The sequence below is a fragment of the Tardiphaga sp. P4_G1 genome (assembly GCF_056401215.1).
This window is the reverse complement of the sequence record NZ_JBFUJU010000002.1, coordinates 486,509-500,158: the sequence shown is the minus strand read 5'-3', so window position 1 is coordinate 500,158 and position 13,650 is coordinate 486,509. Positions and strand designations below refer to the sequence as shown.

Below are 13,650 nucleotides of genomic sequence, written 5' to 3'. Positions count from 1 at the left end.
GCGTTACGCGTCGTCATCTGGAGCGGCATCAGCGAGCGCACGCAATGTCTCGGGCTCACGCAGCACGATGCGCTGCCGGCTGCTTTCGATCAGCCCGCGCTGTTCCCATGTACTGAGCGTGCGGCTCACGGTGAAGACCGTGGCGCCGGTCATCTCAGCGATATCCTGACGGCTCAACTGGAAATCGATCTCGATGCCTTGTGCTGTCTTGCGGCCTGATTGGTTCACCAGTCGCAGCAAGGCGTGGGCGACGCGCTGCTCAACCTGCTGGGTCGACATTTCGACCACGCGCGTATGAGCCTCCTGCAACCGGCTACCGACGGTCTTGAGCGTATTGGCGGTGAGGGCGGGATAGTCGGCAACCAGCCGCGTCCAGATCGTGGCAGGCCACACCAGAACCACGCTGTCATCCACCGCCGTTGCGGTTGCCGGATAGGTTGCGAGCCCCATCGCCTGACCGATCCCAAAGATCTCGCCGGTCGCGACATAGCGCACGATCACCTGTTCGCCGGCGGGCGTCATCTTGGTCGCGCGGATATGGCCATGGAGCAGCAGATAAAACGAGTGGACGTCCTCGCCCTGCTCGAAAATCACCTTGTTCTTCGGGACGCGGATCGAATGCGCCTCGCGCAGGATCGCCTCGCAGGCTGCGGTGTCGAGACTCTCGAACAGCGGCAGATGCGCGACCATGGAGCTGTCGACCGCCGACATGCGTTCTCCGTCAAATTCCCGTTCCGGCCACTTCTAGACCGTGATTGCGGGCGTCGATCAAGCGGAAGTTTGCGCTGGCGCAATGTCGGGGCCGGGCGGCAGGCCTAATTTGGCGCATCCGGCTGAAATGACCGGAGTTTACGGAGAAATACGATGCGCAAGGCTCTTATGCTTGCAACCGCCGCCGTCCTTTTCGCTCTGACAGCCGCCGCTGGCGCTGCGGAGGTCGAGGTCAAAATGCTCAACAAGGGCGCCGACGGCGCCGCAATGGTGTTCGAGCCCGCATTGGTCAATGTGCAGCCCGGCGATACCGTGAAATTCGTGTCGACCGACAAGGCGCACAGCGTTGAATCGGTCAAAGGCATGCTACCCGCCGATGCGACGCCCTTCGTTGGCAAGATGAGCCAGGACCTCGTGGTGACCTTCGACAAGCCCGGCGTCTACGGCGTGAAATGCGCGCCGCATTACGGCATGGGCATGGTGGGACTGGTGGTGGTCGGTACGCCAACCAACGCGGCCGAAGCCAAGGCGGTGACCCATCCCGGCAAGGCCAAGACAGCGTTCGCGGCGCTGTTCGAGAAAGTGGCTGCGAAGTACGCGCTCCAAACGGGAGAGTGACGATGACGCTTCTTCGTGTTCGTTCCATCGCCGATTGGCCGTTGCTCTCGGCCGGCTTCCGCCCCTTTTTCCTGCTCGGTGCGTGTTATGCCGGCTTGGGAATTCTGGTCTGGATGCCGGCCTTCCATGGCCGGCTGGCGCTGGCCACCGGTTTTGCGCCGCGCGACTGGCACATTCACGAGATGCTGTTCGGCTTCATGTCGGCCGTCGTCACCGGCTTTCTGTTCACGGCCATTCCGAACTGGACCGGCCGGTTGCCAATCCGCGGCTTGCCTTTGCTCGGGCTGGTCGTCCTCTGGATCGCGGGACGGATTTGCCTGACGTTTTCGGCCTATACCGGCTGGCTCGTGGCGATGCTGGTCGATGTGAGTTTCCTGACGCTGGTCGCTGCCGCTACAACCCGCGAGATCGCGGCGGGCCGCAACTGGCGCAATCTGCCGGTGGTCGGCATCGTCGCGTTCCTGCTGGTCGGTAACATCGCCTTTCATGTTGAAGCTCATCTTGCGGGCGCCGCAGACGTCAGCATCCGGATCGGTGTCGCGGTCGTTGTGTTGCTGATCTCGCTGATCGGCGGGCGGATCATTCCGAGCTTCACCCGCAACTGGCTGGTGCGTGAGAATCCCGGTCGGCTTCCAGTGCCGTTCGCACGTTTCGACATGGTTGTCATTGCCGTCAGCGCCGCCGCGCTGGCGCTGTGGATCGCGCGGCCCTTTGGCGAATTAACGGGAGCGGCTCTCGCGCTGGTCGGCTTGCTGCACATCATGCGTCTTGCGCGCTGGGCCGGCGATCGCACCTCGCGCGAGGGCCTGCTGCTGATCCTGCATATTGGTTACGCTTTCGTGCCGCTGGGTTTTCTGCTGAATGCCGCAGCGGCAGCAGGATGGGTCGCGTCGAGCGCCGGCCTGCATGCATGGATGGCAGGTGCGGCCGGCGTGATGACGCTGGCTGTCATGAGCAGGGCAACACTGGGGCATACTGGCCAGGCACTGCACGCCTCACGCACCACGCTGATGATCTATGCTGCCATCATCGTGGCGGCACTGGCACGGATCGGCGCCGTGATCGAGCCCGCTTACAGTCCCCCGCTGCTCCATGTTGCGGCATTGGCATGGGTCGCGGCCTTTATCGGCTTCGCCGTCTCATTCGGCCCGCTGCTGATCGGTTATCGCAAGCCGCGCCGTTCCGACGCGGCGATGGCGCTCGGTCGCTAAATCGGAGAAGGCCACTCAGGCCTTCATCGCCGCATTTGAAAATGCCACCTCGATCAGCGTGCCCGAGCTTGGCGCGGTCTTGATCTGGAAGCGCGCGTTGTTGGCTTCGACGAGGGCCTTGGTCAGCGACAGGCTGACACCCGAACTCTCTGAAGAATCAGCCGGCGTCGCACTCCGGAACGGCTCCATCGCGGCGGCGAGTTCGTTGTCGTTGAGGCCGTGACCGGTGTCGCGGACGCGCAGTACGATCTCACCGAAGTCCGACAATGCGGTGGAGACGATCACCTGACCGCCGGCATTGGCGAGATGGATCGAGTTGCCGATCAGATTCAGCGTGATCTGCCGCAGCGCACGGGCGTCGGCAACGACGGTCGGCAGCAGATGCGCCAGCGAGGTACGGATGATGATGCGGCCGCGATTGGCCTGCGGCTGCATCACCGCGACGCATTGCTCCACCATCTCGTTGAGGTTTTGCGTGGTGAAAGCGAGGTCGATCTTGCCGGTCTCGATGCGTGACAGATCGAGCAGATCGTTGACGATCGCGATGACCCGTTCACCCGAGGCGCGAATGTCTTTCATGTATTCGACATAGCGCTCGTTGCCGAGTGGGCCGAAGCGCTGGTCGACCATCACTTCCGCAAAGCCGATGATGGCATTCAGCGGTGTCCGGACCTCGTGGCTGATCCGCGCCAGCACATCCGCCTTGGCCGTTGCCGCACGATCGGCCTGGCGGCGTGCATTCAGCAGTTCGGTTTCGGTCTTCTTCGTCTGCGTCAGGTCGCGGAACACGGCAAAGAAGTTCGGCCCATCCGTGCGCGTGCGGCCGATGGTCATCGACAGCGACACGAGGCCGCCGGCGCGCACCTGGCCCAGCACCTCACGGCCATGATCCATCAGGCTGGCTACGCCGGATTCCTTGACGCTTGCGAGATAGTCCTGCACCACGCGGCGGCTTTCTGCAGCGAACAGGTCGGTCAGATTCCGCTGCGTCAGTAATTCGCCGCTATAGCCGAACAGCGCCTCGGCGCTGCGGTTGCAGGAATTGATATTGCCTTCGGCGTCGAACATGATGACGCCTTCGGCCGTGGTATCGAGGATCGTGGCCAGATCTTCGGCATCGATATGGCCCGCGGGCAAGGGTGCGTCCGCAACGGGCGCAGCGATCGTAACAGGGGCGGCGACAGGCTCTGCCTTGGGCGGAGCGAAAATCAGCGCATGCGCCGGCTCGTTGTCCCATGAAATCGTGTACAGGCGCGCTTCGGCGGGCACTGTGTTGCCGGACTGGTCACCGCCTGAAATCGTGACGGCGGTGCCGTCATCCGAGGTACTGGCCGCAGACGAAACATCAGCTCCGACATAAAGCGCATCGAGGCCACCTGCTTCTTCCAGTGCGTTCAGGCTTGGATAGTTCATCCGGGCGAGGAAGGCGGGATTGGCGAATAGCAGGCGATCGAGGCGATAGATCAGGACGCCGACCGGCATCAGGTCGAGCAGCATCTTGTCGCGCATCATCTCGCCGCGTGGTGCAGCCGGTGGCGTTGTCAGCCAGGCAGCCTGTGACGCCGCTTCAGTTGGCTGAGACAAGGTCTGGGTAGCCGTCGGTGCATCGTCCGTCTCGCTGTCCGCTTCGGGTGTGTTCGTGCTCGTGATCAGTCCCGTTTCCGACTCAAGCCGCGCCGACAATTGCCGCGCAAGCTCGTTGAAGGCGCTGTTCTCGACAGGCGTCAGTGCCGGCGATCTGGGATCGCCTGGTCGAAATGGCACGACGTTCTCGGGTGGTTGCACGGTGCTGTCCGGTGTGGTTGGCGGTGGTGTCTGTTCTGGTATCGGGTTGGTGGTGAGGGCAATCGGTTCATCGAGACTGTCGCCGACAGGGCCCGCCTGCGCGACATCGGCGGATAATGGTCGGGGCGGTGGATCGCCGATGTGATCATGTCGACGTTGCTCGGCGAGCCGCGTCATTCCATCGAGGTCACGGCAAACACCGAAACCGCGATAGCCGGTGAAATTGCGCTCGCGATCGAACAGCGGCAGGCCAGAGAGTTCGACAGGCAGGCGGCCACCGCCATCCACCGGCCAGAGCAGCGTGATGCCACTCCATGTCTGCTGCGTGGCCATCGCCTTGACGACGTGGCTGTCGGGATCGAGGTTGAATTCGGCTGTGAGATCGTTCCACTTGTGGCCAAAGCTTGCCGCTGTGCGCGGGCCGATCAGGTGGATGAACTCGTCGGAGTTCAGTGTGAAACGCTTCTCCGCATCGATCTGCCATACGAAACGGAGCGGCGTCGTGCGCCGCTCGATCTCTGGCAGCGCAACGGACGCAGGTTGGTCGGCAACGGCTTCGACGGCGGGCGACTGCGCATCAGTCTCAGTCGGTGCGTCGGCATGTGCGATGGTTTCGGCGATCACCTCTTCGAGATGTACGTCGCGATCGATCTCGGCTTTTTCCGGCTCGATCGGAGCGTCGATGTCGATAGCGTTTTCGCTCGGGTCTTTTGCCCCGGTGGCCTCATCGAATTCGACAAACAGGTCACTCGGCTCTGCAAGGGCGCTCTGTGGTTCAACGCTGGCTTCCGGCTCTGCCGGAGCCTCGAGTTCTTCTTCGCTCGGCGCCGGATGCACAGCGCCCGGCGCGATCAGCGCCACCAGTCCGACATCGGCGCCACTGCCCACGCGCTGCAGTACCATGCGGCCAAAGCCGATAGGTGTTTCGATGCGGCCGTCCTTCAGCGCGCCGTCGCGCGCATGATCGAGGCCGGCATCGGAGAGATTGCGAAAACCAAGCAGCGCCCGAGCCATTTCGTTGGCGCCGACGAACAGGCCGTCGCGTGCAAAGGCGGCGATAGGAGTGTCGATTCCCTCGACGAGATTTTGCAGACGTTCGACCAGCGGCATGCCGCGGCCACCGAGCGGCTCCGCTGCGACAACGAGAATGCCGCTGCCGCCATCGGGAAATTCAAGCTGCGAGCAGGCGCAGGTCATCAAACTGCCCAGCGCCGCGCCGAAGCCGCGTAGGCGCTCCAGCCGCATTGCGCCACTGGCCGGCAGCCGTGAGCCGAGCTGGGCTATCTGGCGGCGATGGGTATCGGCGGGGCCGAAAGTCCTGGCAAACAGGTCCGCTGCATTACGGGCGCCGAACAGTCGCGCGCCGACCGGATTGGCCCACAGCACACGGGTGCCGTCGCGCGACCACAGCCAGACCGGCTGGTTGCTGGTGGCGTGTACGGCTAGCCGTGCATCGCCAACGCCCCGCAACTGAAAATCCGCATTATTCATCGGCACTTCATGACTGACTCGTTGGGCGCCCGTCCGGTATCCGCGTCACAGATTGCGGGCCAAACGATGACATCCTTAATAATTCGTTAGTATCGCCCGCGCGGACGCGCAGGTCCACGTCCCCCGCCCATTCCAGCAGGCCAAAGCAGCAATAACGTTAATCCGCTCCGAGGGTTCGGCATTCTGCCGAACGGAGGGGCTGGGCCATGCGTTGGCAGTTGCAAAACAAAAACAAAGGTCCACGATGGGATCGGACGAGGACGGGACGCCGCGTCACATCGGCGATGCCAAGCTCGGCTAGATTGCAGTGGGCGACACGGGAGACGGGGCCGTGGATGGCTTCGTCAATGCAAAATGGAGCGGGACATGACCGACCAATTCGAAATTCCGAAGGAAATGCGCGCAATGGCCGAAGCCAGCTTCGACCAGGCCAAGCAGGCATTCGAGAAGTTTCTGGCCAGCGCCCAGAGCACGGCGTCGTCGATCGAAAACCGCGGTGAGACCGTGCGCGCCGGCGCCAAGGATGTCAGCACCAAGGCGATCGCCTATGCCGAGAAGAACGTCGCTGCGTCGCTGGATTATGCCCAGCAATTGCTGCACGCCAAGGATCTCGGCGACGTCATGCGGCTCCACAGCGAATACGTGCAGTCGCAGATGAAGTCGTTGGCAGAGCAGGCCAGCGAAATGGGCCAGATCATGAGCCGCGCTGCCATGGACGCCGCCAAGCCCAAGAGCTGACCGACCCCTGCGCTCTCCGTTCTGCAATCAATGGTTGATATTCAGCGAGTTCCATGACGTGGGCGCGCATTCGATCCGGGTCTCATGCGATTCTGCGGTGCAATATTCTGTTGCGCCGCACAATTCCGACATGATATTGCGGTAAGCACAATGACGCATCGCTGATGGCGATGCCGCTCTGTTTCCCGCCAGCTGATGAAAGGCACCGGTGCCTTTCGCAGCCTCCACGGGTTTATTGATTTCACCCCCCACCACGAAGGATGCACGCTATGGCCGAATCGACCGATCCGTTCTCATCTTCCGTTATCCCGTTCCAGGTGCCGGAGCAGGTCCGCGCGTTCGCCGAAAAGGGCGTCTCGCAGGCGCGCGAGGGTTATGCCAAGTTCAAGGATGCTGCCGAGACCCATAACAGCACGGTTGAAGCTGTGTTCGGCACGGCCACCAAGGGCGCTGCCGAATATTCGGCCAAGTTGCTCGACATTGCCAAGACCAACACCAATGCGGGTTTCGACTTCGCCCAGTCGCTGATCGGCGTGAAGTCGCCGTCGCAGGCGATGGAGCTGTGGACCGCTTTTGCGCGCAGCCAGGTTGAAACCTTCACGGGTCAGACCAAACAGCTGGCCGAACTCGGCCAGAAGATCGCCACCGAGACCGCCGAACCGATCAAGACCGGCGCTTCGAAGCTGTTCCAGCCGGCTGCCTGAGCCGATCGCACCGCCAAATAATCGAAAGCCCGGGCCGCAAGCCCGGGCTTTTGTTTGCGCCAAAAATCATCATCGCGGCCTTGCCAAAGTGATGCGTTGCACCTAGTTTCCCGCCTGTTCGGGACCCCCTGATTTTGGGGCCGGTCAGGATGCAGTTGTAGCTCAGTTGGTTAGAGCGCCTGTTTGTGGAGCAGGAGGTCGGTGGTTCGAGACCACCCAACTGTACCATACAAATCAATCATTTAGCCGATTCGAGCCTGGCCGTTGCTTTGCGCTGCGGCAATGTCTGACCGCTTGGGTCGGGCCGGCAATGCCGGCGCGCCGGTCAGATCACTCAGCGCGCCCACGATCTGGCTCGGGGGCTGTAAGGTTTCCGCACAAACAGCCCTCCTCCGGGCAACTCGACGTCGTAAATGCCCGCGTGCTTCCGCAGGCCGGTCGTGGAACTCGATTGCCATCGTTCCGTTGGCTTCCCAACGACAGGGAGGCAATCATGATCGACGCTGATATCAGCAATACCGCTATTGCGATGATGTGCGACATCGCGCGCGCCTCCGGGCTCGATCTCAATGCCGAAAAACGTGCCGTGCTTGACGGGCTGATTGCCCAAGGGCTTGTCGAGGTAATCGATCAAGCCAAGCCGGCAGCGGGGCCGAAATTTAGGATCACGTTGAAAGGGCAGCAGCTCCTTGACGAGCGCGGCGTTGGCGTCAACGAGGCCTGATGCGGGTTTCTGCGTTGCTGTTACTTGCCTTTGCAGAGGACGTCGCTGACCCCGCCGAGAACCGCCTTGGTCCAGATTGCATAGCCGGCATCATTCAGATGAACGCCGTCGGTTGTGTATTTCGCCGGCATGGACGGGATGGTGATAAGGCTCGCGCCAGCATCGCCGGCGATGGTTGGTAGCAAGGCGTTGTAGTTGTCGATCGCCTGGTCGTTGATGCGCGCGCTATCGGATTTACCGCCTTCAACAGGTGTCACCGTCGCGATGGCCATTCGTGGAGCCGTGGATTTCAGCGTCGCGAGCAAAGCGAGATAGTTGGTCTTGTATGAGTCGGCGTTCACAGGGACCGCAGCATCGTTGAGTCCGAGGGAGACGACGACCATGGCGGCCTGTTTCCCACCAAGTGCTTTTGTCAGCATGGCATCGAGACCGCTCGATGTCGTTGATCCGTCGATTCCGGCATTGACGATGGGCCGACCGCAGACGGCACGGGGGAAGGTTGCGCGTTTGACGATGCTGTCGCCGAGGATGATGACGGGATCATCGACCTGTTTCAATGCTGCCCTGATCAGAAGTGGGCGCGGCGGCGTCGCGTCATTTCCTTTGGGCCATGCCGCCCAGCCGCACAATCCCACGAAGCCGATAATGCCAATACGGGTCCAGTTCATGATCGTGGACCGCCCGCGCAGGTTCGGAGTATCGCTTTTGTCTCACTGTTCATCTTGGACCGTCTCTCGCACGAGGTCGCGACGGGGCAACGGCGCCGCGATGTTCGGGAGAAACTACAGGGCCGGCGCGAAGGCAAGCCCGATCCCCGTCATGTCCACCTTGCCAAGCTGGCAATCGTCTCCGACACTCCCAAGATAACGTGCAACCAGGGGGGACTAATGTCGGTACGTCCAGGGATTTTGAGCGGGTCGCTTGCCATGTCACTCATGATCGGCGCGTCGTTCTTGGCGACGTCGTCACAAGCCTATACCGACGATCAGCAACAGCTCTGCACCGGATGCCTTTCGGCTCTGCAGTGCAGCCATTCCTGATGTGGATCGCGTGACGGCCTGCATGATCCAGAAGCGGGCGCAATTGAGCCCGGGCTGCGCGCAATTCTTTCGGGCAACGCCGGTCAGCACGCGCAAACCCACGGTCAAGTCGCGAAGGGCGAAAAAACCGACTCGTCCGAGCTGATCAGGCTTCGCTCTCACGTGAACCGACGTTTAGTCAGCGTGCAGAACGGCGTGATCTCGCCGAGTCGCTGCACCGTGACGCCATCGATCGTGGCAAAAAAGTGAACCCGTGACAAACTGACACGTTGGGTATCACGACACGAAACAACATCTCCAGACCACGAGGAGCGTCATTTTGAGCAGCGAAACCAATATCGACTACAAGGCCGAACTCAATCGGCACCTTGCATGGTTCGAAACCAAACTTCCGCCCCGACCGGCTCGATTTGTAGGTTGGTTGCGCAAGCCCTCATCGAAGCTCATTCGATTCCCGCTTGGCATTTTGCTGATTATCGGCGGGATTTTCAGCATTCTTCCCGTGCTGGGCCTCTGGATGCTGCCGCTCGGACTCATCCTCATCGCGCAGGATATTCCGCCGCTGGAAAAACCGGTGGCGCAGTTTCTCGGTTGGCTTGAGCGAAAGTGGATCGAACGTCAGCGCGCGAAGGGCATTGCTATCGAAGGTCCGGACTCAACTCGTTCCAACGGCGCTGATAGCAAGATTTGAGCGCCTGACTTGATACCAGAGTGCGACAAAGTGGCGACAAGCGTACTACACCTGACTCATTTCGGGCCTGTTGCGCCGCACTGTGTGACTCAAAAACCAACATTCCAAACAAATCAGGCACATATCCTTGAATTACGCGTAAATATGACTTTAACGAATCAGCAGACTGATTCATTTTCGCCTCCTGGGGTCAATCTGGAGGCCAACATATGAACGTCATAGTTTTCGCATCGCGTAAAGGCGGCTCGGGGAAGAGTACCCTGGCTGCACATCTTGCTGCTCAAGTTCATAAATCAACGAAGCCTTGCTTGCTCATCGACGCGGATCCGCAGGGTTCGTTGACGCTGTGGCACAAGCTGCGGGGAACAAATGAACCGCCGCTGAAGATCGCAAATCGCAGCGTGACCGAAATGGTTGCCGCCGCGAAGCGTGACGGTTTTGAATGGGTGTTCATCGACACCCCGCCGAACACATCGGCTGTGGTCGACGATGCCATCAAGAACGCGACCATGGTGATCATTCCTGCGCGTCCCGGCGTGTTCGACGTCGACGCCGTACAGGCGACGATTCAGTCCTGCCGTTCGGCCCGCAAGCCATATGCGGTTGTCATCAACGGTGCGCCGGCACGCCGTGACGATTCCGAAAGCCGTATCGTGACGATCGCCCGCGAAGCGCTCGCCAAGTTCAAGGCTCCGGTGTGGTCCGGTCAGATCACCAACCGTGCAGATCTCCTGCTCGCGCTTGGCAACGGCGAAGGCGCCCGCGAATATCAGGCAGAAGGTCGCGCAGCCAGCGAGATCGGGAAGCTGTGGGCGGCGATCGAACGTTCGATCAAGGCTATTCGCGGCAACGGATCGGCGACCGGCGCGATGCACAAGCAGGCGGCCTGATAGCCGTTCTGCTCTTTTGACCCCAGAAAAAGCGCGCGAGACTTTCGCGCGTTTTTTGTCGTTGGTATGACCGCGACGGTGGGGTGTTCACGCCTATGCTGAAATGGCGATATCTCCGGCGGGCGAGGTCACCCCTTGGGTGACTTCACGGAAATTGTCTATGTCAGCCGGACGGCCGAGCAGATAGCCCTGCGCCTCGTCGCATTTCTCGTCGCGCAGGAATGCGAACTCCGCTTCGGTTTCCACGCCTTCGGCGAGCACCGGCAGCCCAAGCCCGCGGCCGAGGCCGAGGACGGCGCGCACGATTGCTGCTGCTTGGCTGTTGGTGTTCACCGACCTGATGAACGATCCGTCGATCTTGATCTTGTCGAAAGGGAATGCGCGCAGGTTCGACAGCGACGAGTAGCCGGTGCCGAAATCATCCATGGCGATGTGAACGCCGAGCGCCTTGATCCGGCGGAGTGTCAGCAATGCGCGATCGAAGTCGCGGATCAGCGCAGTCTCGGTGATCTCCAGTTCGAGCCGATGCGGGGGCAGGCCGGTTTCCAGCAAGACCTCATGGACGGTTGCGACAAAGCTATCGTGGTGGATCTGAACCGCCGAGACATTGACCGCGATGGTCAACGGATGCTTCCACGTCGCCGCTTCACGGCAGGCGGCGCGCAGCACCCATTCGCCGATGCCGAGAATGGCGCCGGTGTCTTCCGCAATCGGAATGAAGATGTCGGGGCGAATATTGCCGCGGACGGGATGGTTCCAGCGCAGCAGTGCCTCGAAGCCGATCACACGGCCCGACTCCATGGTGCCCTGGGGCTGATAGACCACTTTCAGCTGATTGGCATCGATGGCGTTGCGCAGATCGTGTTCGAGCAGCCGGCGGTCGCGCACGGCTTCCCCCATTGCAGGTTCGAAGAAGCGCCATGTCGCGCGGCCTTCGGATTTGGCGCGGTAGAGCGCGGTGTCGGCGCAAGCGAGCAACGTGTCGCGATCACTGGAGTCGTCGGGGCAGAGTGCGATACCGACACTGGCGGTGACGCTGCCGAGTTCGAAGGTGGCATCCTTGCTCCGGAACGCTTCCAGTATCCTGTCGGCGAACTGACTCGCAGCTGCGGGCGAGGTCAGGTTCGGCAAGAGAATGGCGAACTCGTCGCCGCCAAGACGCGCCATCATCTCGCCTTCGCCAAGCAGGGCGGTGATGCGTGCCGTTACGCTCTTGAGGACCTTGTCGCCGGCGGCGTGGCCGAACAGGTCATTGACCTGCTTGAACTGATCGAGATCCAAAGCGAGTACGGCGAGCGGGCGGTCCTTGGATAGTGTCGCAATCTCCTGATCGATTCGATCATGGAACGTGCCGCGATTGGGTAGTCCGGTCAGGGAGTCGTAGTGGGCGAGATAGCGGATGTGCTGTTCGGCCTGCTTGCGTTCGCGGAGGTCACGTACGGCGATGACCTGATGTGGCTTCCCCGCAAAGTCGATTCCACGCAGGATCAATTCAACTGGGATCGTCTGGCCGTTGCGCTGTCGCAGATTCGCTTCCACCGATTTGTCAGGCTGGCTCATGATCTGAGTCCGCGTATCGCCATCGGGGAAGCAGTCTTGCAGACGCCCGCCAATCAGCAATTCAGCGGACGATCCCGCCAGCGCGGCGAAGGACGTGTTGACCGTGACGATCGTGTCGCCGTCGCACACCAGCAGGCCTTCGACGGCAGCATTGGCGAGTCCGCGCATGCGGTCGGCTTCGAGATCGGAGCGGCGGTGATCACGGATATCCAACACGATGCCGGCCAGCGCCAGGCCAATGATGGCGAAGCTGATCAATGAGACGCCAAGTGCGAGCCATCCGGCGGGAATGGTGAGCGGCGAGACGGCGATGGTGGGATCCGGGGTGATCGTGACCGCGCTCATCGCCGTGAAATGGTGACTGCAGATCGCGAGCGTCAGCAGCAGCGCGCCGCTGATCTTCCAGCGCAGGTTGGTGCCATGCACCCCTACCGGAAGCGCGATCGCACCGAGCACGGCTCCCAATACGATCGAGACGATGACGAGCGTCGTATCCCAGTCGATGCGCGCTTGAAGTTCGAAGGCGGCCATGCCGGTGTAATGCATCGCCGCGATGCCGCCCGCGACGACCGCGCCGCCGATCCAGAGGCCGGCACGAAAATTCGGGATCAACGACACGGCAAGGCCGGCGCCGGTCAGCAGCAGCGCGGCGATCAGCGAGACGACCGTAAGTACAATATTGTAGCCGCTCGGCATCCCCGGCGAGAACGCCAGCATCGCTACGAAATGCGTGGCCCAGATGCCGAAGCCCGTGGAGATCGCGGATACCGCGAGCCAGACGAGGCGCATCTGGCCTGTGGCGCTTCGCGCATGACGGAGCAGGTTGATAGCAGCGAGGGACGCGATCGCGCAGATGATGGCCGCGAGTCCGACGAGCCTGAAATCATGGGCATTGGCGATGCAGTTATAGATCGTAAGCATGTACAGATACCGCGCGCGGGATTACCGCAATTGCGCGGGACGTTAGATATAAGTACGTAAAGACACGTAAATACCGGCGATCGGCGCTATTAGATCGTCCCGTGTGCTATCGCTGCGCATGCTTATCCAGTCGTAAATTTTGCGGATATTCGCCGGCTCTTGATGACCTAAAGGTGTAGTCGCATTTCAGCGCCACCCTCACCGGGCAAAAAACGTAACGACTGATCAACCGTTTTCCAACATCGCGCCCGCTCGTCGCATTCGCGTCACCGGTCGACGCGACTGACCACGTCCATCAACTCGGCGATCTTGCGGCGTTGGTCGGCCTTGTCGCCTGACGAGATCGCGTGCTCAACGCAATGCGCGACATGATCTCGCAGGATCTCCTCTTCGACCCGCCGCAAGGCTGCGCGGGCCGCGGCGATCTGCGTAACCACATCGATGCAATAGCGGTCGGCCTCGACCATGCCGGCAAGGCCGCGAACCTGGCCCTCGATCCGTTTGAGGCGTTTTAAACAGGACGTCTTGATCTCGCTGCGCATGAGGTTCATATACCCCCATAGGGT

12 protein-coding genes and 1 tRNA gene are annotated in these 13,650 nt (G+C 61.4%); 8 read left to right on the top strand and 5 right to left on the bottom strand.

Going from position 1 to position 13,650, the window contains the following annotated elements; translation table 11 throughout:
- Positions 1-3: 3 nt before the first annotated feature.
- Positions 4-711, bottom strand: a complete 708-nt coding sequence (locus tag AC1DUY_RS06445; RefSeq protein ID WP_478113103.1) for a Crp/Fnr family transcriptional regulator — start codon at positions 709-711, stop codon at positions 4-6.
- Positions 712-864: 153 nt separating this feature from the next.
- On the opposite strand from AC1DUY_RS06445, the gene AC1DUY_RS06440 reads away from it, so the two are divergent.
- Complete coding sequence (locus AC1DUY_RS06440; protein ID WP_478113101.1) at positions 865-1,329, top strand: pseudoazurin; 465 nt, start codon at positions 865-867, stop codon at positions 1,327-1,329.
- A 2-nt stretch (positions 1,330-1,331) separates the two neighbouring features.
- Positions 1,332-2,540: an NnrS family protein gene (locus tag AC1DUY_RS06435; protein ID WP_478113099.1), complete on the top strand. Its 1,209-nt coding sequence runs from the start codon at positions 1,332-1,334 to the stop codon at positions 2,538-2,540.
- 15 nt (positions 2,541-2,555) lie between these two features.
- Here AC1DUY_RS06435 and AC1DUY_RS06430 read toward each other — a convergent pair whose 3' ends face one another.
- Complete coding sequence (locus AC1DUY_RS06430) at positions 2,556-5,816, bottom strand: PAS domain-containing protein (RefSeq protein ID WP_478113097.1); 3,261 nt, start codon at positions 5,814-5,816, stop codon at positions 2,556-2,558.
- Between the two features lie 366 nt (positions 5,817-6,182).
- On the opposite strand from AC1DUY_RS06430, the gene AC1DUY_RS06425 reads away from it, so the two are divergent.
- The 4 genes from AC1DUY_RS06425 (at position 6,183) to AC1DUY_RS06410 (ending at position 7,982) form a co-directional block, all read left to right on the top strand.
- Positions 6,183-6,554 carry a phasin gene (locus AC1DUY_RS06425; RefSeq protein WP_115033036.1) on the top strand — a complete coding sequence of 124 codons (372 nt, stop codon included), beginning with the start codon at positions 6,183-6,185 and terminating at the stop codon, positions 6,552-6,554.
- Positions 6,555-6,823: 269 nt separating this feature from the next.
- Complete coding sequence (locus AC1DUY_RS06420; protein ID WP_068728746.1) at positions 6,824-7,258, top strand: phasin; 435 nt, start codon at positions 6,824-6,826, stop codon at positions 7,256-7,258.
- Between the two features lie 151 nt (positions 7,259-7,409).
- Positions 7,410-7,486 (top strand) — tRNA-His (locus tag AC1DUY_RS06415).
- A gap of 265 nt (positions 7,487-7,751) precedes the next feature.
- Positions 7,752-7,982: a hypothetical protein gene (locus AC1DUY_RS06410; RefSeq protein ID WP_184511980.1), complete on the top strand. Its 231-nt coding sequence runs from the start codon at positions 7,752-7,754 to the stop codon at positions 7,980-7,982.
- A gap of 20 nt (positions 7,983-8,002) precedes the next feature.
- Here the strand turns inward: AC1DUY_RS06410 and AC1DUY_RS06405 are convergent, their stop codons facing one another.
- On the bottom strand, positions 8,003-8,650 hold the full coding sequence (locus AC1DUY_RS06405) for an SGNH/GDSL hydrolase family protein (protein ID WP_478113094.1): 648 nt from the start codon (positions 8,648-8,650) through the stop codon (positions 8,003-8,005).
- 691 nt (positions 8,651-9,341) lie between these two features.
- On the opposite strand from AC1DUY_RS06405, the gene AC1DUY_RS06400 reads away from it, so the two are divergent.
- Together AC1DUY_RS06400 and AC1DUY_RS06395 are read left to right on the top strand one after the other, a co-directional pair.
- Positions 9,342-9,713, top strand: a complete 372-nt coding sequence (locus AC1DUY_RS06400) for a hypothetical protein (RefSeq protein ID WP_244499613.1) — start codon at positions 9,342-9,344, stop codon at positions 9,711-9,713.
- Positions 9,714-9,922: 209 nt separating this feature from the next.
- Entirely contained in the window at positions 9,923-10,603 is a 681-nt protein-coding gene (locus AC1DUY_RS06395) for a ParA family protein (protein WP_068728738.1), read from the top strand.
- A gap of 93 nt (positions 10,604-10,696) precedes the next feature.
- On the opposite strand, the gene AC1DUY_RS06390 is transcribed toward AC1DUY_RS06395, so the two are convergent.
- Both AC1DUY_RS06390 and AC1DUY_RS06385 read right to left on the bottom strand, forming a co-directional pair.
- A complete protein-coding gene (locus AC1DUY_RS06390) occupies positions 10,697-13,084 on the bottom strand; it encodes an EAL domain-containing protein (RefSeq protein ID WP_478113091.1) in 2,388 nt (795 codons plus the stop codon).
- A gap of 266 nt (positions 13,085-13,350) precedes the next feature.
- Positions 13,351-13,626, bottom strand: coding sequence for a metal-sensitive transcriptional regulator (locus AC1DUY_RS06385; RefSeq protein WP_089266249.1), 276 nt, complete (start codon positions 13,624-13,626; stop codon positions 13,351-13,353).
- Between the last annotated feature and the right edge of the window lie 24 nt (positions 13,627-13,650).